Origin of the sequence: Serratia proteamaculans, from assembly GCF_008830365.1 — a bacterium.
Lineage (GTDB): Bacteria > Pseudomonadota > Gammaproteobacteria > Enterobacterales > Enterobacteriaceae > Serratia > Serratia proteamaculans.
This window is the reverse complement of sequence record NZ_WBKI01000008.1, coordinates 77,749-101,159: the sequence shown is the minus strand read 5'-3', so window position 1 is coordinate 101,159 and position 23,411 is coordinate 77,749. Positions and strand designations below refer to the sequence as shown.

The window sequence follows — 23,411 nt, the reverse complement described above, 5'->3', positions numbered from 1 at the left end:
AATTCGTCTCCGTTACACCTTTTCCACGTTGACCAGGAACGCCTTGAACTCTGGCGTTTGCGTATTGGCATCACCGACAAACGGCGTCAGCGTGTTGGCAATAAAGCCTTTCTTCGCCACCCCTTCGTAACCCCAGTGGATCGGGATACCTATGGTGTCGACGTCTTGCCCATTCACCTGCAGGGTGCGGATACGCTTGGTCACCACCGCCTTGGCCTTGATAAAGCCGCGGTTGGAACTGACCTTCACCGTATCGCCGTGCTGAATGCCTTTTTTCTCCGCCAGCTTCTCGCCAATCTCCACAAACTGTTCCGGCTGCGCGATGGCGTTGAGTACCGCGTGCTTGGTCCAGTAGTGGAAGTGCTCGGTCAGGCGATAAGTGGTCCCTACGTACGGGAACTTGTCGGACGTGCCCATTGCCGCCAGATCGTCCTTGAACACCCTTGCCGCCGGGTTGGAAACCACGTTCGGGTGCAGCGGGTTGGTGCCGAGCGGCGTTTCAAACGGCTCGTAGTGTTCCGGGAACGGCCCTTCGGCCATTTTATCTGTGGTGAACAGGCGGCCCATGCCTTCCGGCTGCATGATGAATGGCCCAACGTCACTGCCCGGTGCGGCGGCGCTGTAGTCCGGGATATCCACCCCGCCCCACTTGGTGCCGTCCCACTCCAGCAACTGACGTTTGGGATCCCAAGGCTTGCCCTGTGGATCGGCCGACGCACGGTTGTACAGAATGCGGCGGTTGAGCGGCCAGGCCCAGGCCCAACCCAGCGTATTGCCGAGGCCGGACGGATCGGCGTTATCGCGCCGCGCCATCTGGTTACCGGCCGGCGTCCAGCTACCGGCGAAGATCCAACAGCCGCTGGCCGTCGTGCCGTCGTCACGCAGATGGGCAAAGGTGCTGAGCTGCTCACCTTTTTTCGCCAACACTTTGCCGTCGGCGTCGAGCACATCCGCCAGCGCTTTACCGTTGCTTTCCATCGCCACTTCTTCCGAAGCAGGATTTTCCGGCGTCAGGTAATCCCAGGTCATGTTCAGTACCTGTTCCGGTACCGCACCGCCGTCACGCGCGTACATCTCACGCAGACGGATAAAGATACCCGCCAGGATTTCCCCGTCGTTCATCGCTTCACCCGGGGCATCCGCGCCCTTCCAGTGCCACTGCAGCCAGCGCCCGGAGTTGACGATCGAACCGTTTTCTTCGGCGAAGCAGGTGGACGGCAGGCGGAACACTTCGGTCTGAATCTTCGACGGATCAACGTCGTTGAACTCGCCGTGGTTCTGCCAGAAGTTGGAGGTCTCGGTATTGAGCGGATCAATGGTCACCAGGAACTTCAGTTTTGACAGCGAGGCCACTACCTTGTTCTTGTTCGGGAACGACGCCACCGGGTTGAAGCCCTGGCAGAAGTAACCGTTGACCTTGCCTTGTGACATCAGCTCGAAGTACTGCAGCACGTCGTAGCCTTTGTCCCACTTCGGCAACCAGTCAAAGCCCCAACCATTGTCCTTCTGCGCCTTGTCGCCGTAGAAGCTCTTCATCATGCTGACGAAGAATTTCGGGTAGTTGCTCCAATAGTTCACCTGGCCCGGCAGCAGCGCCTTCGGCGTATTGGCTTTCAGGTAGGTGTCGAGATCGGTCTGTTTCTCCGACGGCAGCGTCATATAGCCCGGCAGGCTCTGAGACAGCAGACCCAGATCGGTCAGACCCTGAATGTTGGAGTGGCCGCGCAGCGCGTTGACGCCGCCGCCCGCCATGCCCATGTTGCCGAGCAACAGCTGGATCATCGCCATGGTGCGGATGTTCTGCGAGCCGACCGAGTGCTGAGTCCAGCCCAGGGCGTACAGGAACGACGCGGTTTTATCCGCCACGCAGGTTTCGGCGATGTATTCACAGACCTTGATGAAATCTTCGGTCGGCGTACCGCAAATGTTGTTCACCACCTCCGGCGTATAGCGGCTGACGTGCTGTTTCAGCAGGTTCCACACGCAGCGCGGGTCCTGCAGCGTCAGATCGCGCTTGGCGAAGCCGTTTTCGTCGAACTGGTAGTTCCAGGTGGTTTTATCGTACTTGCGGTTTTCCGCGTCATAACCGCTGAACAGGCCGTCTTCGAAGGTAAAGTCTTCCCGCACCAGCAGGCTGGCGTTGGTATAGGCGTGGACGTATTCGCGGTTAATCTTGTCGTTGGTCATCAGGTACAGCAACACGCCCGACAGGAAGGCAATGTCGGTCCCGGAACGGATCGGCGTATAGAAATCCGCCACCGATGCGGTACGGGTAAAGCGCGGATCGATGACGATCAGCTTGGCTTTATTGTGTATTTTAGCTTCCATCGCCCAGCGGAATCCCACCGGATGCGCTTCCGCCGCATTACCGCCCATAACGATAATCAGATTCGCGTTCTTGATATCAACCCAGTGGTTGGTCATCGCACCGCGACCAAATGTTGGAGCAAGACTTGCTACCGTTGGTCCGTGTCAGACACGTGCTTGGTTGTCTACGGCAAGCATGCCGAGAGCGCGACTAAATTTTTGCGTTAAATAACCGGTTTCGTTACTGGAAGCCGAGGCACACAGCATGCCGGTGCTCAGCCAGCGGTTGACGGTCACGCCCTGTTCGTTGGTTTTAACGAAGTTGGCGTCACGGTCTTCCTTCATCAGCTTGGCGATGCGGGTGAAGGCGTCGTCCCAACTGAGGCGCTGCCATTTATCGGAACCTGGCGCACGGTACTCCGGGTACTGGAGACGGCTGGCGCTGTGGATGAAGTCGACCAGACCCGCGCCTTTCGGGCAAAGCGCGCCGCGGTTGACCGGGTGATCCGGGTCGCCTTCAATGTGGAAAATGCTTTCTTTGGCGTTTTTGGCGCCATCACCAAGGCTGTACATCAACAGCCCACAGCCGACGGAACAATACGTACAGGTATTACGGGTTTCACGGGCGCGCAGCAGTTTGTACTGCCGGGTTTCCGCTAACGCCACTTCCGGGGCAAAGCCCAGAGCAGCCACCGTCGTCCCTGCCATACCGCCAGCGCAGATCTTAAAGAACTGCCTTCTGCTGACCTGCATGGGGGTCTCCTTTCACTTGCGATTGTCACATTGTTTCAAATGGCGCTTTCCCCCTGGAAGCGGGAAGCGCTAAAATTACTGTTGTTTTTACGCGGCAATATTACCACAGCGTGTATGTGGTTGTTACAGACAGGTGCCACTTAAGTGAACAATATAAAGCCAGACCAACATATCAATGACATCAATGAGACCTTGCTCACCGGGGTGACCCAGTCTCAGGTTTATCAACGTGGGCAACTCACTACCGCACAACAGGATTGGCTGGCGGAAGAGGTCCCGGTCGCACTGGTCTACAACGGCATCTCTCACGTGGTGATGATGTGTACCCCCAAGGATCTGGAGGCCTTCGCCCTGGGTTTTTCTCTGTCCGAAGGCATCATTGAGTCACCGCGCGATATCTACAGTATAGAGATTAACCAAACTTGTAATGGACTGGAGGTGCAAATCGAGCTCTCCAGCCGTCGCTTTGCCGGTTTAAAAGAACGTCGCCGCGCCATGGCAGGCCGCACCGGCTGCGGGGTGTGTGGCATCGAACAGTTGGCGGATATTTTTCGCCCGCTGCCTGCTTTACCGTTCACCCAGACCTTTTCCCTCACCAACCTCGACCGTGCCCTGGGGCAACTCAAGCAGGTGCAGGCCGTCGGCCAACTCACCGGCTGTACCCACGCCGCCAGTTGGATTTCGCCGCAGGGTGAACTGCTGGGTGGCTGTGAAGACGTAGGTCGCCACGTCGCACTCGACAAGCTGCTCGGGGTGCGCGCAAAACAAGACTGGCAGCAGGGTGCGGTATTAACTTCCAGCCGCGCCAGCTATGAAATGGTGCAAAAATCCGCCATGTGCGGCGTCGAGATCCTGTTCGTGGTTTCTGCGGCCACCTCACTGGCGGTGGAAATTGCCGAGCGCAGCAACCTGACGCTGGTCGGTTTCAGCAAACCCGGCCGCGCCACGGTGTTTACCCACCCGCAGCGTATTGTGGACTAACCAAAAACCACACAACAAGTAGGGCATTGATAATCATTTTCAATATCATTTAAATAACTATAATGATCCGACTGCTTACGCGGTGCTCACATATTGCGCCGCCCCTATACCATTGGAGATGATGATCATGAGTTATTCACTGCCATCCCTGCCGTACGCCTACGACGCACTGGAACCGCATTTCGACAAGCAGACGATGGAAATCCATCACACCAAACATCACCAGACTTACGTTAACAACGCCAACACCGTGCTGGAAGCCTACCCAGAGCTGGCTCAATACAGCGTTGAAGAACTGATCCAGGACCTGGATAAAGTCCCTGCTGACAAGCGCACCTTCATGCGTAACAACGCCGGCGGCCATGCTAACCACAGCCTGTTCTGGAAAGGCCTGAAAATCGGCACCACCCTGGGTGGCGATCTGAAAGCTGCTATCGAACGTGATTTCGGCAGCGTTGAGAAATTCCAGGAAGAATTCGAGAAAGCCGCAGCGACCCGCTTCGGTTCAGGTTGGGCCTGGCTGGTGCTGAAAGGCGACAAACTGGCAGTGGTCTCTACCGCTAACCAGGACAGCCCGCTGATGGGCGAAGCCGTTGCCGGCGCTTCAGGCTTCCCAATCGTCGGCCTGGACGTGTGGGAACACGCTTACTACCTGAAATATCAGAACAAACGTCCAGACTACATCAAGGCATTCTGGAACGTGGTTAACTGGGACGAAGCAGCAGCACGCTTCGCGGCGAAGAAGTAATTCGTCCCCGGCTATGAAGATGCCCGCTTAATGCGGGCATTTTTTTTGCCCAAAATTCGCTAAAGTTTGACCTTCCTTTGCCGATAGTTTGTTCAATTGACGTTCGCCCGGAAAGGAAAATCACTATGGCGGCATTGCAAACATTGGCAGGAAAATTCGTTCATCTCACCGTGGGTAAAAAGCTCGGCCTTGGATTTGGTCTGATGCTGTTGCTGACGGCAATCATCGCCGGAACCGGCGCGCAGTATCTGCATATTATCGAATCCCGCGCCGATCGCATCGACTTCAGCAACCGGCTGAACGACGAGATCAATCAGGCCAAATACAACCGTGCGCTGTTCGGCCAAACCTACCGGCCGGAATACCTGAAAAACAACCGCACCAATATCGAAAACGCGGTGAAGCTGATCAACCAGGGCCAGGAACTGGACTGGGATCCCCAGAGCCGAAAAGACCTGCAGCGTTTGGTTGGGCTGATCGGCCAATACCAGCAGCAGCAAAACGCCTTCGAGCAAGCGGTGGCGGCGAAAGACGCGGTACGTCAAAGCTGGAACATGTCGGAAGTGCAGGACAGCCTTAACCAGGTGGAGCGCCAAATCACCAATGCTGACCTGCAACTGGCCTTTATTCAGCTGAACCAGAAGCTGACTCTGGTGCGCTACGGGGCCCGTGGCCTGTTGCTGAGCCTGAGCGCGGAATCTGAAGCCCCGCTGGTGGCGGCGATTGACGATGCACGCAGCGCGGCCAATGCGCTCAGTCGGCGGCTCAGCGACGCCCAGCGCCCTCTGTTGCAACCCTTGCTGACCGCGCTCGACGACTACAAAAATCGTATCGAAGCCTACCTGCCGGCCTATCAGCAGGAACAAGCGATCAGCCAACGGCTGGGCAACAGCGCGCAGGAAGTGGGCACGCTGGTTAACGCCTTTATGCAGGACGAACTGACGCAAACCCATAACGACATCAATTCGGCGCAGTGGCAGATGGGCATCACCACGCTGATCGCCATTATCGCCGGGTTGCTGGTGGCCTGGCGCATCACGCTGCAGATCACCCGGCCGCTGCAAAGTACACTGGCGCTGGCGGAACGCATCGCCAGCGGCGATCTGCGTCAGGCGCAAACCAGCACCCGTCGCGACGAACTGGGTCAGTTGTTGAACGCCGTGGCAGCGATGAGCCAGAACCTGCGCGATATGATTGAAAAAATCCAGATGGGGGTCAGCCAGGTGTCCACCGCCGCCGCAGAGATTGCCGCCGGTAACACCGATTTGTCCTCCCGCACCGAACAGCAGGCCGCCGCGGTGGAAGAAACCGCCGCCAGCATGGAACAACTGACCGCCACGGTGAAGCAGAACGCCGAAAACGCCCACCATGCCAACCAGTTGGCTACCGATGCTTCTCAGACGGCCCAACAGGGCGGCAAGCTGGTGGCGAGCGTAGTCAACACCATGCGTGATATATCTAGCAGTTCACAGCGGATCGCCGAAATTACCACCCTGATCAACGGCATTGCCTTCCAGACCAATATTCTGGCGCTCAACGCAGCCGTAGAAGCCGCGCGCGCCGGTGAGCAAGGGCGCGGCTTCTCAGTGGTAGCCAGCGAGGTGCGAAACCTGGCACAGCGCAGCGCCCAGGCAGCCAAAGAGATCGAAGGGTTGATTACCGAATCGGTCAGCCGGGTACAGACCGGCACCAGCCTGGTGGAAAACACCGGTAATACCATGGAGCAAATCGTTCTGTCGGTCACCCATGTGCGGGACATCATGGCGGAGATTGCTGCCGCTTCCGACGAGCAAACCCGCGGCATCGCCCAAATTGGTCAGGCGATTGTCGAAATGGATCACACCACCCAGCAGAACGCCGCGCTGGTGGAAGAATCCGCCGCCGCCGCCGACTCGCTGGAAGAACAGGCGGAAATGCTGTTGCAGAGCGTCTCGGTGTTCCGACTGGCGGAGCATCAGGCCCCTGCTGCAGTGAAAAGCACCGCCATCAAAACACCGGCCAGCCCCCTCCCGGCGGCTCATACCGCCGCGCAAGACAACTGGACCACCTTCTGATATTTCCCCCGCCCGAAACCTCTCGGGCGGGTTATTGTTCCTCCCTGCCAACTCAGGCTATGCTGGACCTTCGACGCGAGACATGGAGGCGCATATGCATCACCCAGAGGTTTACATCGGCACTATCCAACCCTATGAAGGCGGGCGGCCCAGCGGCATTGCCAAACGTCTGGTGGACGGAGCCGTCAAGCTGACCCCACTCGGCCTGGAAGGCGACGAACAGGCGGAAAAAAGTTATCACGGCGGGCCAGACCGCGCGCTGTGTCACTACCCGCGGGAACATTACCACCACTGGCGCGAGCAGTTTCCGGCGCAGGCAGAACAGTTCTGCGCACCGGCCTTCGGCGAGAACATTTCCACCCTGGGGCTGACTGAGCACAACGTATTTATGGGCGATATCTTCCGCTGGGGCGAAGCGCTGATCCAGGTCACCCAACCGCGCTCTCCGTGCTTTAAGCTCAACTACCATTTTGATATCGATGACATCTCGGTGCTGATGCAGCAAAGCGGCCGCTGTGGCTGGCTGTACCGCGTGGTGTCTGCCGGTAAAGTCAGCGGCGATCATCCGCTGGAGCTGGTGACACGCAACAGCAATGTCTCGGTTGCCGAAGCCATCGGTATCGCCTGGCATATGCCGTTTGATGAAGAACAGTATCGCCGCCTGTTGGCGGTAGCCGGGCTGTCCGCCAGCTGGAGCAAAACCATGCTGACGCGCATCAGCGAAGGCCGCCTTGAAGACTTTAATCGCCGTTTGCTCGGCCGCTGAACAAGACCGCTCGGGCATAAACCCGGGTGCCGTATGCAGCGCTAAAAGCTTTCATCGACCTATACTGTTCAGCGTCGGTCGTTCCGCCCCCCTCTTTCAGGCAGGAGTAAAGTTATGAACACCCCGTCTCATTCGATCCACCACGCGGCAGCCGAAGGCTACCAGGCCAATGCCGATCGTTACGTTAAAGGTCGCCCGGACTACCCACCGGAAATCACCACCTGGCTGCGCGACACCATCGGCCTGCACGCCGGTATGACGGTGATCGATCTCGGTGCCGGCACCGGCAAGTTCACCCCGCGCCTGCTGGAAACCGGTGCGCAGGTGATCGCCGTTGAACCTGTGGCACAAATGCTGGAAAAGCTGTCGGCCGTACTGCCGCAGGTAAAAACCCTGGCGGGCACCGCGGAGTCGATCCCGCTGCCGGATGAGTCGGTCGACGCGGTGGTCTGCGCGCAATCCTTCCACTGGTTCGCCACAGCGCGGGCCTTGGCCGAAATCCAACGTATCCTTAAGCCCGGCGGCAAACTTGGCCTGGTGTGGAACATGCGTGATGCACGTGTGAGTTGGGTGCGTAAGCTGAATCAGATTGTTGACCGTCACGAAGGCGACGCGCCGCGTTTCTACACCGGTGAATGGCGTAAACTTTTCCCGTTCAAAGGCTTAGATGCGTTGCAGGAGCAGGTGTTTATGCTCGGCCATCAGGGTGCGGTTGAGGATGTGATTTTTAACCGAGTGCGCTCCACCAGCTTTATCGCCGCCTTGCCGCTCGAGCAGCAGGAACAGGTGATCGAACAGATTCGGCAGTTGGTGGCAGAGGAAGGGGAACTGCAGGGCAAAGACACTGTGACTGTGCCCTATCAGACCAAAGCGTATTTCACCACCAGGCTTTGAAAACCGGGCGCCACAATCAACGGCGCCCCGGCAATCAGAAGGCTTTCTTGGCGTAGCCGGTGACCACTTTCAGGCCCATTTCACGGCCCAGTGCGGTCATCGGGTGCACCACGATCAGGCCGCGCACGTTTTTCTTCAACGTGCCCATGTCCGCCTGTTCTTTCTTGGTGATTTCGCGGCTAAACGGCAGTTGGCTCAGCTTTTGCGCTTCTGCGCTCAGCTTCTCAATGCGCACACCTTTCAGGCGCTCGATTTCCGCTGCCATCTTCTCTTTTTCTTTGGTGTGCTGAGCGATCAGGTCAAGATTGCCCTGTTGGATTACCAGGGTATCTTTGTGCTTCAGTGCGTCCAGCAGGTCGCTAAGGCGCTTGATCTCTGCCTTTTCTATCTCTTTCATGGTTTCTGGCCTGTTGTGCCTGTACGGCACGCTAATCAATGATGCCCACATTGTAGCAAAATGCGCGCGTGGTTACTCGTCTTGCGCAATGCCCGGCGGCAAGCCACTCATCTCGCAGGCTTTGGCACCCACACGCGCCAGCGCCTGGCTGTAACGCGCATTAAACGGATAACAACAGGAGAGCCGCAATGCGTTGCGATAGCGGCCACTGGGGGAATACAGCGTGCCCGGCGTCAGGCATATTTGTTCCTCCAGCATCTGGTGGAACAGCGCCACGCTGTCGACTCCGGCCGGGAACTCTACCCAAAACACAAAACCGCCTGCCGGCTGAGTCGCCCGGGTACCTCGTGGAAAATGGCGCGCAATCAGCGACCGCGCCTCATCCACCTGGGCAGCGTAGCGTTTTCGCAGATTGCGCAGGTGATGATCGTAGCCGCCGGTTTCCAGGAACATCGCCAGGGTTTCCGACAGCAGCTGCGACTCCGACATCGACGACACCGCCTTCAGCTTGCGCAATGCCTCGTTAAAGCGGCCGCCGCTTATCCAGCCGATGCGGAAGTCCGGCGCCAGCGTCTTGGTAAAGCTGGAGCAGAACAGCACCCAGCCGTCGCGATCAAAAGCTTTCACCGCCGGGGTCAGCGCACCGCCGAACTGCAGCTCTGCGTACAGCCCGTCTTCAATCAAGGGCACCTGATGATCGTTCATCAGCCGCGCCAGACGTTTTTTGGCCGCCAGCGGCATGGTGCAGCCCAGCGGGTTTTGCACCGTCGGCATGGCAATCACCGCATTCAGCCGCTTCTCATTGAGCAACAGCTCCAGCGCATCCAGCGACAGCCCGTGCTGCGGATCGGTAGGAATTTCCAGCGCCTTCAGCCCCAGGCTGGCCAGCAGCGGCAGCAGATAAAAATAGGTCGGTGATTCCAGGCCGATACAATCACCCGGTTTGGTGGTCACCCGCAGCGCCAGTTGCAGCGCCTCCATGCAGCCATGAGTCAGCGTGATATCGCCGGGCTCCAGCAGCATGCCCAGCGCCATCGAACGACGAGTGATTTGCTGTCGTAGCCTCAGGCTACCCGGCGGTAGTGCATATTGGCCAATCAGATTCGGCTGACGGCGTAACTGCGAGGAAAGCATTCGCCCCAATTTGCCGCCGGGATAGAAATCGGAGGTCTGCGGGCAGGCCAGCGAAAGGTTGGTAAACGCCGAATTCTGCTGGGCGGCGAACACCGTGTCGATCAACGCCAGTACGTCATCCGCCGGTGACTCTATCCGGCTGCTGGTCGGTGAGGCGGCTTTCAGCGCCGGTAAAGTGTTGCACACATAGAAACCAGACTGTGGCCGTGCTTCTATCAAGCCGCGATCTTCCAGCGTGCGGTAAGCCGCCACCACGGTATTGATACTGACGCTATGGGTCTGCGCGCAGCGGCGCACCGAAGGTAAACGGCTACCGGGCAGCAGCGTACCGCGGTGTATGGCTTCCGCCAGCGTATCCGCCAGTTGCTGATAACGCGTTTCCGGCATTTCATCGAGCAGGGTCACAGTTTGTCTCCAGGTAATGGGTACAGTTCGAATCTGATATAACTGTAACCATGACAATAGCGGGTTTTTGGTTCTGTCACCATCTGCCCGTAGGTTTTATGCTGGTTCCCTTGCTTCTTAGCCTTAAAAGGAACCCGTTATGCTGGACTCCGCCTTTATCAGTTATGTCACAGTCATGTCGATTACCCCTGGTCCCAACAACCTGCTGCTGGCATCGTCCGGGGTTAATTTTGGTCTGCGTCGCACCCTGCCAATGGTGTTTGGCATTAGCGTCGGCTGTGCGGTGCAATTGGCCCTAACCACCACCCTGCTGGCCCTGATCCTGAGTTCAGCCGGTATGATTCGCTTTCCGCTGGCGGTGATCGGTTGTACCTACCTACTGTGGCTTTCATGGAAATTGTTCAGGGCGGCATCGCCGGATGGTAAACAGCAGGCCCAGCCGATGCGCTTAATCAACGGTGCCTTGTTTCAGGCAGTCAATCCCAAAGCCTGGCTGATGGCGATTAACGTGGCCATTCTGTTCACCCCACGCGAAGGGGCCAGCCTCAGCCATACGCTGATGATCATTGCCGGTTTCACCGCCCTGAACATTCCTTGCGTACTGGTATGGGCGATATTGGGCGATCGCCTGCGTGATGCGCTGCGCGTGACCTGGAAACTGCGGGTGTTTAATGGCGTCATGGCGGGGTTGATGGCAGCCACGGCTCTGTGGCTGTTATTCGACGAGTGGCGCGCGGCCTTTGCTTAATTGCGGCCGAGCGGGGAAAGCCGGGACGGTTGCTTGGCACCGATGCCGGCAATCAGATCGGTGACCGACAGCACCATAGTCGAACGCAATACCTGCTGATATCGCTGACGCTGCATGGCGATCAGCGATTCGTCCGCCTCACCAGGCTGCAGGAAGGTGGGCACCGGTGGCAGTGCGGCCACGCAATGCAGTTCGCCAAACGGCCCGAGAATTTCATCATCGACGAAGCGGTATTCCTCCCCATCGTGGTTCAGTTCTTCGCGCATCGCCATCAGCAGTTCGGCATCTTCGTACTCGTGACGCGAAATCACCCCCAGCCCATACATCAGCTTCAGGCGCACCGACAGTTCACCCAATGGACCGGCACCGGACAATAGGGGTTCGACGGCATACTTCACCGCATAGTCGTCCTTGCGGAACACCTGCACCACCAGCACGTTGAGCGCTTCCGCCAGCAGCTCTACCGCCGCGATCAGAAAACTGCGCACCGTCTTGCCTGCGTTCAGTCGTTCCAGAACCTGATTTTCAAATGCCTGTGCTTCTTCCATCGTCGCTTTTCGAATGGCCTGGGTGGCGCCGTCAATGCCGAAGTCGGGGTGTAGGGGCGCAATGGGCTGCGCCCGAAGATTCATCATGCCGAATCTACTTTTGCATGGCGTTATACACAGCAACAGCCTGTTCTACAACCTCACTTTCCGCCGGCAGGCCGGAAATTTGCGCCAGCGCCGCTTTTGGCCCCAGTTTGACCAGCAGCTCCACCAGCTCTTTGGCCTGCGGATCCTGCTCGCTGCGGTAGCTCATGGCAGCAGCAATCCCCTGGATCAGATTGGCATGCGGCAAACCGTATTCCAGCGTGCCGAGCAACGGTTTGATCAGGCGATCGCCAGCGCTTAACTTACGCAGCGGCTGACGGCCCACACGCTCAACGTCGTCGTGCAGATACGGGTTCTCAAAACGGCTGAGGATTTTGTCGATGTAAGCGGCGTGCCTGGCGGCATCAAAACCGTAGCGTTTGATCAGCACCGCGCCGCTTTCTTCCATCGCGCCTTTCACCACGCGACGGATCGCCGGGTCAAGGATGGCATCGCGAATGGTCAGCAGGCCAGCCTGTTGGCCCAGATAGGCGGTAATCGCATGGCCAGTATTGAGCGTGAACAGCTTGCGCTCAACAAACGCCATCAGGTTATCAGTCAGCTCCATGCCGGCGATCGCCGGTGGCTGGCCCTTGAACTGGGTCTGATCGACAATCCACTCGCTGAAGGTTTCTACCGTCACTTCCAGCGGATCGCTGCTGCCTGCTTCTGCCGGCGGCACAATGCGGTCAACAGCCGAGTCGACAAAGCCGACATGCTGTTCGACCCATGCCTGCTCATCCTGTGGCAAGACATCGAACACGTGCTGTTTTAACTGGCTGGTGCCACGCACCATGTTCTCGCAGGCGATGATGTTCAGCGGTTGGCTGTTGCCCTGCTGATGACGTTTGATCAGCCCTTTGGCGATAGTCCCGGCAATTTTGGCCAGGATCTGCGGGCCCACGGCGGTGGTCACGATATCCGCTTCGGCGATCAGCGCAACGGCCTCTTCACTGCCGCTGTTCACCGCGCTAACGTTGTTGACCTGATCGACCCGGGCCTGCTCGCCGACCACGTGAACCTGATAGCTTTTACGGCTGTTCAGCAGGTCCAGCACCGTCTGGTTAACGTCGGCAAAGGTCAGTTCGGCCTGCGCGTCTGCCAGCAGCTTGCCGATAAAACCACGCCCAATATTTCCCGCACCAAAATGTAATGCTTTCATATTCCTACCTTTCTAATGTCGAAGGGTGCAGCAAGCTGCACCCCTTAAAATGATTCTGTTATCCGACTTTTTTGCCACCCAGCAGATCCAACACTTCCTGCACACTGGTGGTATTCGCCAGCCGCTCGATGACACCATCGTCATCCAACGCGTTGGTCAGGCTGGTGATCACTTGGATATGTTCGTTATTGCGAGCCGCGATACCGATGACCAACCGAGCCACCTCATCCTCTTCATCACCAAAACGCACGCCCTGCGGGTATTGGCAGAACACCACGCCGGTGCGCAATACCCGGTCTTTGGCTTCGATGGTGCCGTGCGGCACGGCGATCGACTCGCCCAGATAGGTGGAGGTGAGTTTTTCGCGCTCCAGCATCGCCGGGACGTATTCCGGTTCAACGTAGCCACCTTTGACCAGTTGCTCACCGGCGAAGCGGATCGCCTGCTCTTTGTCGCTGGCCTGCAGGTTAAGGAACACGTTACTTTCGCTCAGTCGGAACAGGTTTTGCTCGCTCGCTTCAAAGCTGTCGTCCAGCGTGCTGATGACTTTCTGTTGGTTATCGGTGGTTTTGTTGGCCGCCACCAGGCGCTCGGTCAGATCGTTATACAGCTTGCTGTCGAGGAAGTTGGTCAGCGAGATATGCTGGGCCTGTGGCGCATGGCGCATCGCGCGCTCGGTCAGGTCACGGTGAGTGATCACCAGATCCACATCGTCCGGCAGGCTGTTGATCGCGCTGTTGGTCACCGAGATGTTTTTCAGCCCGGCATCTGCCACTTTCTTGCGCAGCACACCGGCCCCCATCGCACTGGAGCCCATACCGGCATCGCAGGCAACGATGATTTTACGTACCGTGGTCAGGTCACCATCCACGGCGGCATGAGCTGCTGCGCCGCCTTTAGACTGCGACTTCATTTCTTGCATGCGGCGAGTCGCCTCTTCCAGGTCGTCCTCTTCTTTCACTTTTGAGGTTTTCAGCAAGAAACTGGCGACCACAAATGACACCACAAATGCCGCACCGATAGCCGCCAGGTTGGCAAAATAAGCGCCCTTCGGCGTCATTGCCAACACCGCCAGAATCGAGCCAGGAGAAGCCGGAGAAACCAGACCGCCGTTCAACAGGGTCAGGGTGAATACGCCGGTCATACCGCCCAGGATCACCGCCAGCAGCAGGCGTGGGTTCATCAGCACGTACGGGAAGTAGATTTCGTGGATACCCCCGAAGAAGTGGATGATCGCCGCACCACCCGCAGACTGCTTGGCACTGCCGCGACCAAAGAACATGTAGGCCATCAGCACGCCCATACCCGGACCTGGGTTGGCTTCAATCAGGAAGAAGATGGATTTACCGGTTTCTGTCGCCTGCTGGATGCCCAGCGGTGAGAAGATACCGTGGTTAATGGCGTTGTTCAGGAACAGGATTTTCGCCGGCTCCACGAAGATCGACGCCAGTGGCAACAGGTTGTTGGTCACCATGATATTTACACCGGTAGCCAGGATATGCGACAACCCTTCTACCAGCGGACCAATCGCCATAAACGACAGAATGGCCAGCAACATACCGATAATGCCGGCGGAGAAGTTGTTCACCAACATCTCAAAACCGCTTTTGATCTTGCCGTCTACCCAGCGGTCAAAATGCTTGATCGCCCAGCCGCCCAACGGACCGGCAATCATCGCGCCGAGGAACATCGGCATGTCCGCACCGACAATCACACCCATGGTAGTGATGGCACCGACCACGCCACCGCGATCGCCGCCCACCAACCGGCCACCGGTAAAGCCGATCAGCAACGGCAGCAGGTAGGTGATCATTGGGCCAACCAGTTTGGCTAAGGTTTCGTTCGGCAGCCAGCCGGTAGGAATGAATAACGCGGTGATGATACCCCAGGCGATAAATGCGCCAATGTTGGGCATCACCATGTTGCTTAAGAAGCGGCCAAAGTTTTGAACTTTGACTTTGATGTCTGGTGAAAACATAAAACACACCCCTATTGTTACGCGCTGACAATAGAGCGCGTGATTATTGTTGTAACGGTCCAGCTGTGTTGGTGCTGTCTACTAAATGGACTCTATCACGCTGTTTTTTGCCCGGCGAACCTGCCGAATATTTGTGATGCAGATCACCAACAACACCCCATTGGCAGGGTGATTATAGTGATATGCGTCACACTTACTCGGTGTAAAAAAAAGACAATGGTCTGAATTCGCCCTGAAAACCGATAAAAATGAGACACGCATCACATATTGACATTGCGTGTTTGTTTTTGAATTGTGACATTGGTCACAATTTATTTGTCAGTGGCTACCGAATCCTGGTTTGGGGGACGTTCTTCCCTGTGAGCATTCATCTCGTCGGGAAATAGCGGTGCGATGAATGAAAGAAAACTACATATTGGAAAACGATGATTAATTGAAGTGTAGTACAGAAGCGTCGGTCAGGAAGTGAGCAAGCTGTTGGAAAGACTGGAAGGGAAAGCAATGGTAGGAGGAAAATGGCAGAAGCCGTTTGCCGGCTTCTGCGTTTACACTATTACTGGGTGACGCTTGAAACGGTTTTCTGTGCGTTCAGTAAATCCTGCTGCTTGGCCACCAGATTCGACATCATGGTGTTGTACTGCGTTGCCTGCTGGGAGGTACGGAACTGCACGCCGTTATTGTTAAAACTCACCTGATTACCCTGAGTACGCAGGAAATCCCCAACCTGCACCAGATCCTGAACGAAACTGGCGGTAGTAGGAATAACCGGCATCAGCGCATTGGCTGGCCCGGTGACAATCTTGTCATAGGCCTGGTTATACACCGCTTTCAGGTCGTCAGGTTGCTTCAGCGCGACCCGGGCGGTATCCGCCTGTGACTTGGCTGACTGGATCTGCTGCCCCAGCAGATTCAGCGCCCCCACGGACTGTTGCAGCATATCACGCTTGCTCATGTAGTCCTGCGCGGTGCGGATCTGGTTAATTTGATCCAACGCCGGCGTCAGGCTGGCATCCAGTGATTTGGACAACTGCTGTGAAAAACCGACCAAAATGGCGTAATCACCGGCATAGTTGCCGAACTTCTGTTTCTGATCTTCGCTCAGCGTCGGGATTTTCGCGCCGCTGCGCATCACCGTATTCTGTATGTAATCAATGAACGCCTTGCGTTGTTCCGGCTCTTTATCGCCGCAAGCAGTCAATTGCATGACCACCAACAATGCCAATACCGGGGCCAACCAACGCGCGAAATTTCTGCTCTGGATCCCTACCGCCATGTGACATAACTCCTGTTATAAACCTGCTTTTTCATCGGACTCCGTCCCTTTTTCTGCACTCCCTGCGCCTATAAGAATAGATCAACTGAGTGCGATACGATACGCGATTCACCTTTCGGGGCTTATTCTTCGGTGAAAGGGGAGTAATAGCGATATCTGAAACCATGTTGAACATGATTTCAGATCGCTGAAATAAAGCCCTCCCCCCAAGTCGGTGAGCTATTGGCAGCGTTAAAAGGAACAGGTTTGACACAAAACCGCCCACTGCGGCAACAGCAATAAAAAAGGCGCCCTAAGGCGCCTTTTCACAGCAGAACCGCTTATTGCAGCACGGAGATATCCGCTACCTGCAGGAACAGCTCACGCAGTTTGCTCAGCAGCGTCAGACGGTTCACACGCACCGCTTCGTCTTCAGCCATCACCATGACGTTGTCAAAGAACGCGTCGACCGGTTCACGCAGGTCTGCCAGCTCCACCAGCGCATCCTGATAGTTGCCTGCCGCAAAATACGGCTCCAGTTTATCGCGCAGCACTACCAGGTGGGTCGCCAATTGGATCTCAGCCGCTTCTTTCAATACCGAGGCGTGTACACGATCATTGAGCGTATCGGTAGATTTGGCCAGGATATTGGAAACGCGTTTGTTGGCCGCGGCCAGCGCTGCTGCCGCTTCCAGGGTACGGAAGTGGGTTACGGCTTTAACGCGAGCGTCGAAGTCTGCCGGTTTGGTCGGACGACGTGCCAACACCGCCTGAATGGTGTCGACCGCGTGGCCTTCTTCCTGATACCAGGCGCGGAAGCGACCCAGCATAAACTCGACCACCTCGTCGACCACCTTGGCGTTGGTCAACTTGCTGCCGTACAGGCGCACGGCCTCTTCGGTCAGGGTCTGCAGATCCAGCGACAGGTTTTTCTCAACGATAATACGCAGCACACCCAGTGCAGCACGGCGCAGTGCGAACGGGTCCTTGTCGCCTTTCGGATGTTGCCCAATGCCGAAAATACCGGCCAGGGTATCCATCTTGTCGGCGATCGCCAGCGAACAGGCCACCAGCGACTCTGGCAGCGCATCACCGGCAAAGCGCGGCTGGTACTGCTCATTCAGTGCAACGGCAACGTCTTCCGCTTCGCCGTCGTGACGCGCATAGTGCATGCCCATCACGCCCTGGGTGTCGGTGAATTCGAAGACCATGTTGGTCATCAGATCGCACTTCGACAGCAGGCCCGCACGGGTGGCGTGGTTAACGTCAGCACCAATCTGACCGGCAACCCAGCCCGCCAGCGCCTGAATACGGTCGGTCTTGTCGCGCAGGGTGCCCAGTTGTTGTTGGAACAGCACGGTTTCCAGACGCGGCAGGTTGTCTTCCAGACGTTTTTTGCGGTCGGTGTTAAAGAAGAACTCGGCATCGGCCAGACGCGGACGCACTACCTTCTCGTTACCGGAGATAATCTGCTGCGGATCTTTGGATTCGATATTGGCCACGAAGATAAAGTTCGGTAGCAGTTTGCCCGCGGCGTCATACACCGGGAAATACTTCTGGTCGCCTTTCATGGTGTACACCAGCGCTTCCGCCGGCACCGCCAGGAACTTCTCTTCGAATTTGGCGGTCAACACCACCGGCCATTCCACCAGCGAGGCCACTTCTTCCAGCAGGCTTTCGCTCAGATCGGCCTTGCCGCCAATGGTCGAAGCAGCCAGCTCGGCGTCACGCTTGATCATTGCCTTACGGGTTTCGTAATCGGCGATCACCTTGCCGCGCTCCAGCAGGATCTGCGGATATTGGTCGGCATTGTCGATAGTGAATTCCGCTTCACCCATGAAACGGTGGCCGCGAACCGTACGGGCAGAATCGATGCCCAGCACGGTGCCCGGGATCAGTTCCGCACCCAACAGCATCGTCACGGTGTGCACCGGACGCACGAACTGCACCTCGGAATCGCCCCAGCGCATCAGTTTCGGGATCGGCAGCTTGACCAGTGAATTGCTGACCATGCCCGCCAGCAGCGCTTGCGCGGACTGGCCTTTAACGTGGGCGCGATACAGCAGCCATTCACCTTTGTCGGTCGCCAGACGTTCGGCCTGATCGACGGTAATACCACAACCGCGAGCCCAACCTTCGGCCGCTTTGCTTGGCTTGCCTTCGGCGTCAAACGCCTGGGCAATGGCCGGACCGCGTTTTTCGACCTCGCGATCGGCCTGTGCAGCGCTCAAATTAGCCACTTTCAGCGCCAGACGGCGTGGAGCGGCAAACCAGCTCACTTCGCCGTGCTCGATGTTGGCGCTATCGAGCTCGGCGGTAAAATTCGCGGCAAAAGCTTCTGCCAGTGAACGAAGAGCCTTCGGCGGCAGCTCTTCCGTGCCGATTTCCACCAGGAAAGTCTGTTGAGTCATGGCTGCCTCTTAGCTCTTGTTCTTTTTGCACATTGGGAAGCCCAGCGCTTCGCGAGAAGCGTAGTAGGCCTCGGCAACGGCTTTGGTCAGCGTGCGGATACGCAGAATATAACGCTGACGCTCGGTCACCGAGATCGCCTTGCGCGCATCCAACAGGTTGAAGGTGTGGCCGGCCTTCAGAATACGTTCGTAAGCCGGCAGCGGCAGTGGTTTTTCCAGCGCCAGCAGCGACTGGGCTTCTTTCTCGTACTGCTCAAAGCAGGAGAACAGGAAGTCCACATCGGCGTATTCGAAGTTGTAAATAGACTGCTCCACTTCGTTCTGGTGGAACACGTCACCATAGGTGGTCACACCCAGTGGGCCGTCGCTCCACACCAGATCGTAGACGCTGTCCACGCCCTGGATATACATCGCCAGACGTTCCAGACCGTAGGTGATCTCGCCGGTTACCGGTTTGCACTCCATGCCGCCAACCTGCTGGAAGTAAGTGAACTGCGTCACTTCCATGCCGTTCAGCCACACTTCCCAGCCCAGGCCCCAGGCGCCAAGCGTCGGGTTTTCCCAGTTATCTTCTACGAAACGGATGTCGTGAATGGTCGGATCCAGACCCAACTCTTTCAACGAGCCCAGGTACAGTTCCTGAATGTTGTCCGGTGACGGCTTAATCACCACCTGGAACTGATAGTAATGTTGCAGGCGGTTCGGGTTTTCACCGTAGCGGCCGTCGGTCGGCCGGCGGGATGGCTGCACGTAGGCAGTGGCCATAGGCTCCGGGCCCAGTGCGCGCAGGCACGTCATCGGGTGTGAGGTTCCCGCGCCGACTTCCATGTCCAATGGTTGAACGATGGTGCAGCCCTGGCGCGCCCAATAGTCCTGCAGTGTCAGGATCAGGCCCTGAAAGGTCTTGGTATCAAACTTTTGCATGTTGAATTCGCACGCGATACAAGTGGATTTAAATGGGATGCGCCAGTATACCCGTTGACCGTAAGATATACAGCCCGAATCCGGCAACAAGTGCGAATCATCAAAGAAGCGCGCTGTTTTTACGCACTGAAATGGGGCAAATGCGCCCGCATGGCACGGTTTCACGCTGCGGATACATAACGAACCCCAGCCCTCCCTGGCCGCCGAGAATGGCACTAACCTTGCTTGCGTCCTGATAATCAACATTTCAGGAGGTTCGCTGATGACTACCACCTTAACCGACAGCCGCTATCGCTACCGTATTTTCGCCATGGTGTTCTTTATTGCGTTGATCAACTACGTCGATCGCGGTGCGCTTTCCTTCGCCGCCAACGATATCTCTCGTGAATTCAACTTCAACAAAGCCCAACTGGGTGCCGTACTCGGCTACTTCGGCTTTGGCTATTTGTTTGGTTCGCTGTGCGGAGGCTTTCTGGCCGACCGCGTCGGCACTAAAAAGGTCTGGCTGATCGCCGGGGCACTGTGGTCGCTGCTGGAGATCGCCACCGCTTGGGCAGGTGAACTGGGGGTTGCGCTGTTCGGGGGCTCGGCAATCATGGGTTTCGCCGCACTGCGTATCATGTTCGGTTTTGCCGAAGGGCCGGCCTATGCGCTGATGAACAAAACCATCGCTAACTGGGCACCGCGTAAAGAGCGTGGGTTTTCATTGGGCATCGGGTTGCTGAGCACCCAGGTGGGATCGCTGCTGACCGCTCCGCTGGCGGTGGGGTTGCTACTGCTGACCGATGACTGGCGCAGCATGTTTATTTTGCTGGGTTTGTTCTCGCTGATCGCCATTCTGCTGTTTGCCCGCTTCTTCACCGACACGCCGCAAGAGCATCCGGAGGTCAACGCAGCTGAACTGGCAGCCATTAGCGCCGATCAGGACGCAGACAGCCAGCAACCACGTCTGCCGTGGTGGGCTTTCTTCACCAACCGCACGCTGGTGTTTAACGCCCTGGGTTACTTCTCTTTCCTCTATGTCACCTTTGTGCTGGTCACCTGGGGACCCAAATACCTGCAAGACACCTTTAATTACGATCTGCACTCGCTGTGGTATGTGGCGATGATCCCGTGGAGTGGTGCCTGTTTCACCGTTCTGCTCGGCGGTCGCATCGCCGACGCGCTACTGAGACGCTTCGGCAACCTGCGGCTGGCCCGCAATCTATTTGCGGCAGTGACACTGCTGCTGACCGGCACCTGCTTCCTGCTGATCCCCTTTATGAGCACGCCGACCGAAATCATTCTGCTGATGACACTGGGTAACGCGCTGAATGCGCTGGTGAATAATGTGTATTGGTCGGTGGTGATCGACGTCACACCGAAGGCTTCAGTAGGCGCCTACAGCGGTATGACGCTGGCGATTGCCAATATTGCCTCGATCACCGCACCGATGCTGAGCGGCTGGCTGGCACAACACCACGGCTATGGCGCCATGTTCTTCGCCACCGCCGTGGTGTCCTTCTGCAGTATGCTGTGCATGACCTTGCTGCAGCCGGAAATAAAGATCGGGGCCGACAGCTCGCCGCACCACCGAGGTATTCAGCACGCAGCGCAGCGATAACAACAAAATCATGAGGCAAGGATGCCGTCAGGTTAGCGTCTGTCGAATTAAGTTAATTTCTGTACCTGCAGACAATAACATTTCTATTATTCACGAAATTGATAACATACCGACAATAATCGTGCTTAAAAATACATCCTCATGTGAAACATTCCAAGAGATAATTCGCAAACAAAAATGTGATTGTTAAAATAACAATCATCACATAAAAGAAACACTTTATTATAAAAACCAATCATCAATTATTTACCTCAAAGGCTAAAAATTTACTTGCCGACTTGACTCTGGTAGGATTGTCTACCGCACCCCAGCATTGTCGTAAGACAAAATTAAATTTAAAATTCGATTATGGAAGATGTAGAAATGATAGAAATCTTTGATGTTAATTACAATCTACTGTCGGATAACCGATCTAAAGAATTATTCTCTTTAAGAAAGAGGACATTTAAAGACCGTCTCAACTGGATTGTTAATTGCGAAAACAATATGGAATTTGACGAGTATGATAATAATCATACTACGTACCTTTTTGGTATGTATGAAAGTATGGTAGTCTGCAGTCTGCGATTTATAGAAACAAAATACAACAATATGATTACTGGCACGTTTAAATCCTATTTTAATAAAATAGAACTTCCTGAAGGTAACTTTGTTGAGGCCAGTAGGCTTTTTATCGATAAAGGACGTGTGCAGGCGATGAAATTACAAAATGAACCGCTCAGTTCACTACTTTTTTTATCTATGATAAATTATGCAAGAAATTATGAATACCAAGGGATTTATGCAATTATCAGCCATCCCATGCTGATTATCTTCCAAAGATCCGGTTGGGAAATTACAGTAGTCGAGCAAGGGCAATCAGAGAAAAACCAGCGAATTTACCTGATTTACATGCCGGTTGACGATCGTAACCAGCAGATATTGGTCGATCGCATCAACTTGGCCCACCCTGGCTTAACCCCGGACCGCGATGCCTGGCCATTAACCTTCCGCGTCAGGAAGCACGGGTCTGATCAGCTGTAGTTCAACGCCTAGCCTGATAGCATGCTTGGCATTGGTAACGCCTAATTTTTTGACGGCATTACCAATATGATATTTTATTGTGGTGAGCTTGATCCCCAGGATGAGCGCAATCTCCTGATAGGATTTACCCATGCTTGCCCAGTAAATTATCTCATTCTCTCGCTTCGAGAATATTCCTTTATTGTTCATTTTATCAAAGTAGGTAGGGCTATTAACTTCCTTGTAAAATGTAGTGAGCTTATCATGAGTAGTAATTAGCAGCATTTGGAGCTTGTCCTGGTTGGCTATTATTCTTTCTTCTATATTATAGTCGCAATGTTTATCAATCATAATAGAAAGCACCACCAAATTATGATTATGATCGTGCAGCACAAATGTATAGCCATTAACTACATTGTAATTCTTAGCCATATCAAAAATTCTTGGTAATTTTAACCCTGGATCAATCATTATATTTTCATCCCAGGAGAAAGGAGTAATACGGCGCGAAGCAGTAATAAGAACCGGGTCGATAAATTGATAGTTGTTTTCTGTATAAAACTCAAACCATTCAGTTCCGTTAGAAATAATCGCAAAATTCGCCGGATTTCTTTTATTCATTATGGCATAAGCGTACTTCACGTTACTATACTCGCTAAGTTTACCTTCCAAATCATTTTTTATGGTGGTGTTGATAGTTTCATCATTGAAGAATGAATTTGACACTGAACCCTCTCCTTAAAAAATAAAAATCCTTAGCTAATAAAAATTATAACATAAAAATTACTGGCGGCATAACTGATAAAAGTCAGATTAGATTATTAAAATCGACAACCAAAATTATCTATACAATATAAATAATCACTGATTGGAATTTATTTATATTAACAATCGCCATTTAGCCTCATAAAGGATAGGTAAAAAAGGAAAATATCGTGGTTATCTTAGAAAAATTGCAGACACATGTCGTGTTAATTTTAATTACAAAATAAACAAGAACACAACATACGGAGTGAGGAGTTACGAGTTACGAGTTACGAGTTACGAGTTACGAGCAAGTACGGAGGAAGACACACGATTCGCCATCAGAGGAAAAAACCAATAACTTCCTCACCCCATCAAATGACAGGGTGAAAGAAAGAAATTGACAATCAAAATATATAAAACAATAATATTTAAAATTGTTTCCCTGGTGTTGGCCAAATTGGCTATCTGATCCTGATTCAGGATCAGTTTTTTTTATGTGTGTCTTGTTTTTCT

General features: G+C 55.1%; 18 protein-coding genes. 8 read left to right on the top strand and 10 right to left on the bottom strand.

All coding sequences use genetic code 11. The features are described from left to right. Positions 1 to 12: 12 nt before the first annotated feature. The gene (fdnG, locus tag F8R23_RS21505; protein ID WP_151415976.1) at positions 13 to 3,060 is read right to left on the bottom strand and encodes a formate dehydrogenase-N subunit alpha; all 3,048 of its coding nucleotides are present in this window, start codon (positions 3,058 to 3,060) and stop codon (positions 13 to 15) included. 144 nt (positions 3,061 to 3,204) lie between these two features. Here fdnG and fdhD point away from each other — a divergent pair, with 144 nt between their 5' ends. The 5 genes from fdhD to F8R23_RS21480 all read left to right on the top strand — a co-directional run bounded on the left by fdhD (position 3,205) and on the right by F8R23_RS21480 (position 8,503). Further along, a complete protein-coding gene (gene fdhD, locus F8R23_RS21500; RefSeq protein WP_151415975.1) occupies positions 3,205 to 4,041 on the top strand; it encodes a formate dehydrogenase accessory sulfurtransferase FdhD in 837 nt (278 codons plus the stop codon). Positions 4,042 to 4,168: 127 nt separating this feature from the next. Then, complete coding sequence (sodA, locus tag F8R23_RS21495; protein WP_037421110.1) at positions 4,169 to 4,789, top strand: superoxide dismutase [Mn]; 621 nt, start codon at positions 4,169 to 4,171, stop codon at positions 4,787 to 4,789. A 125-nt stretch (positions 4,790 to 4,914) separates the two neighbouring features. Beyond that, positions 4,915 to 6,843 (top strand): methyl-accepting chemotaxis protein, encoded by a 1,929-nt coding sequence (locus tag F8R23_RS21490; RefSeq protein ID WP_129937750.1) that lies wholly within the window; start codon positions 4,915 to 4,917, stop codon positions 6,841 to 6,843. Between the two features lie 94 nt (positions 6,844 to 6,937). Continuing rightward, positions 6,938 to 7,609: a 6-hydroxyaminopurine reductase gene (yiiM, locus tag F8R23_RS21485; RefSeq protein WP_129937749.1), complete on the top strand. Its 672-nt coding sequence runs from the start codon at positions 6,938 to 6,940 to the stop codon at positions 7,607 to 7,609. Positions 7,610 to 7,723: 114 nt separating this feature from the next. Then, positions 7,724 to 8,503 carry a class I SAM-dependent methyltransferase gene (locus F8R23_RS21480; protein ID WP_151415974.1) on the top strand — a complete coding sequence of 260 codons (780 nt, stop codon included), beginning with the start codon at positions 7,724 to 7,726 and terminating at the stop codon, positions 8,501 to 8,503. Positions 8,504 to 8,537: 34 nt separating this feature from the next. On the opposite strand, the gene F8R23_RS21475 is transcribed toward F8R23_RS21480, so the two are convergent. Then, entirely contained in the window at positions 8,538 to 8,900 is a 363-nt protein-coding gene (locus tag F8R23_RS21475; RefSeq protein ID WP_151415973.1) for a YibL family ribosome-associated protein, read from the bottom strand. A gap of 72 nt (positions 8,901 to 8,972) precedes the next feature. Then, the gene (locus F8R23_RS21470) at positions 8,973 to 10,439 is read right to left on the bottom strand and encodes an aminotransferase-like domain-containing protein (RefSeq protein WP_151415972.1); all 1,467 of its coding nucleotides are present in this window, start codon (positions 10,437 to 10,439) and stop codon (positions 8,973 to 8,975) included. A 139-nt stretch (positions 10,440 to 10,578) separates the two neighbouring features. On the opposite strand from F8R23_RS21470, the gene F8R23_RS21465 reads away from it, so the two are divergent. After that, entirely contained in the window at positions 10,579 to 11,187 is a 609-nt protein-coding gene (locus F8R23_RS21465) for a LysE family translocator (RefSeq protein ID WP_085115203.1), read from the top strand. On the opposite strand, the gene F8R23_RS21460 is transcribed toward F8R23_RS21465, so the two are convergent. The 6 genes from F8R23_RS21460 to glyQ form a co-directional block, all read right to left on the bottom strand. After that, positions 11,184 to 11,735, bottom strand: coding sequence for an MltR family transcriptional regulator (locus F8R23_RS21460; protein WP_221344842.1), 552 nt, complete (start codon positions 11,733 to 11,735; stop codon positions 11,184 to 11,186). The two genes, F8R23_RS21465 and F8R23_RS21460, sit on opposite strands and share 4 nt — an antisense overlap. Before the next feature lie 94 nt (positions 11,736 to 11,829). After that, on the bottom strand, positions 11,830 to 12,981 hold the full coding sequence (locus tag F8R23_RS21455; RefSeq protein WP_129936211.1) for a mannitol-1-phosphate 5-dehydrogenase: 1,152 nt from the start codon (positions 12,979 to 12,981) through the stop codon (positions 11,830 to 11,832). A gap of 58 nt (positions 12,982 to 13,039) precedes the next feature. Continuing rightward, entirely contained in the window at positions 13,040 to 14,959 is a 1,920-nt protein-coding gene (locus F8R23_RS21450) for a PTS mannitol transporter subunit IICBA (protein WP_099062267.1), read from the bottom strand. 553 nt (positions 14,960 to 15,512) lie between these two features. Continuing rightward, positions 15,513 to 16,232: a DUF3053 domain-containing protein gene (locus F8R23_RS21445; RefSeq protein ID WP_112349443.1), complete on the bottom strand. Its 720-nt coding sequence runs from the start codon at positions 16,230 to 16,232 to the stop codon at positions 15,513 to 15,515. A 320-nt stretch (positions 16,233 to 16,552) separates the two neighbouring features. Then, positions 16,553 to 18,622 (bottom strand): glycine--tRNA ligase subunit beta, encoded by a 2,070-nt coding sequence (glyS, locus tag F8R23_RS21440; RefSeq protein ID WP_151415971.1) that lies wholly within the window; start codon positions 18,620 to 18,622, stop codon positions 16,553 to 16,555. A 9-nt stretch (positions 18,623 to 18,631) separates the two neighbouring features. Then, positions 18,632 to 19,546: a glycine--tRNA ligase subunit alpha gene (gene glyQ / locus F8R23_RS21435; protein ID WP_129936209.1), complete on the bottom strand. Its 915-nt coding sequence runs from the start codon at positions 19,544 to 19,546 to the stop codon at positions 18,632 to 18,634. Between the two features lie 262 nt (positions 19,547 to 19,808). Between glyQ and F8R23_RS21430 the strand changes: the two genes are divergently transcribed. Next, complete coding sequence (locus F8R23_RS21430; RefSeq protein WP_151415970.1) at positions 19,809 to 21,149, top strand: MFS transporter; 1,341 nt, start codon at positions 19,809 to 19,811, stop codon at positions 21,147 to 21,149. Between the two features lie 363 nt (positions 21,150 to 21,512). After that, positions 21,513 to 22,172, top strand: a complete 660-nt coding sequence (locus F8R23_RS21425; protein ID WP_165367289.1) for an acyl-homoserine-lactone synthase — start codon at positions 21,513 to 21,515, stop codon at positions 22,170 to 22,172. Here F8R23_RS21425 and F8R23_RS21420 read toward each other — a convergent pair. Beyond that, positions 22,131 to 22,877, bottom strand: coding sequence for a LuxR family transcriptional regulator (locus F8R23_RS21420; protein WP_129936206.1), 747 nt, complete (start codon positions 22,875 to 22,877; stop codon positions 22,131 to 22,133). The genes F8R23_RS21425 and F8R23_RS21420 overlap by 42 nt on opposite strands. Positions 22,878 to 23,411: the final 534 nt, after the last annotated feature.

Excerpts from the sequence above, each read along its gene's own strand:
- glyQ (WP_129936209.1), bottom strand. The coding sequence starts at position 19,546 with ATGCAAAAGTTTGATACCAAGACCTTTCAGGGCCTGATCCTGACACTG.
- yiiM (WP_129937749.1), top strand. The coding sequence starts at position 6,938 with ATGCATCACCCAGAGGTTTACATCGGCACTATCCAACCCTATGAAGGC.
- F8R23_RS21475 (WP_151415973.1), bottom strand. The coding sequence starts at position 8,900 with ATGAAAGAGATAGAAAAGGCAGAGATCAAGCGCCTTAGCGACCTGCTG.
- F8R23_RS21480 (WP_151415974.1), top strand. The coding sequence starts at position 7,724 with ATGAACACCCCGTCTCATTCGATCCACCACGCGGCAGCCGAAGGCTAC.
- F8R23_RS21430 (WP_151415970.1), top strand. The coding sequence starts at position 19,809 with ATGACTACCACCTTAACCGACAGCCGCTATCGCTACCGTATTTTCGCC.
- F8R23_RS21460 (WP_221344842.1), bottom strand. The coding sequence starts at position 11,735 with ATGGAAGAAGCACAGGCATTTGAAAATCAGGTTCTGGAACGACTGAAC.
- F8R23_RS21465 (WP_085115203.1), top strand. The coding sequence starts at position 10,579 with ATGCTGGACTCCGCCTTTATCAGTTATGTCACAGTCATGTCGATTACC.
- F8R23_RS21455 (WP_129936211.1), bottom strand. The coding sequence starts at position 12,981 with ATGAAAGCATTACATTTTGGTGCGGGAAATATTGGGCGTGGTTTTATC.
- F8R23_RS21450 (WP_099062267.1), bottom strand. The coding sequence starts at position 14,959 with ATGTTTTCACCAGACATCAAAGTCAAAGTTCAAAACTTTGGCCGCTTC.
- sodA (WP_037421110.1), top strand. The coding sequence starts at position 4,169 with ATGAGTTATTCACTGCCATCCCTGCCGTACGCCTACGACGCACTGGAA.
- F8R23_RS21425 (WP_165367289.1), top strand. The coding sequence starts at position 21,513 with ATGATAGAAATCTTTGATGTTAATTACAATCTACTGTCGGATAACCGA.
- glyS (WP_151415971.1), bottom strand. The coding sequence starts at position 18,622 with ATGACTCAACAGACTTTCCTGGTGGAAATCGGCACGGAAGAGCTGCCG.
- F8R23_RS21490 (WP_129937750.1), top strand. The coding sequence starts at position 4,915 with ATGGCGGCATTGCAAACATTGGCAGGAAAATTCGTTCATCTCACCGTG.
- F8R23_RS21445 (WP_112349443.1), bottom strand. The coding sequence starts at position 16,232 with ATGGCGGTAGGGATCCAGAGCAGAAATTTCGCGCGTTGGTTGGCCCCG.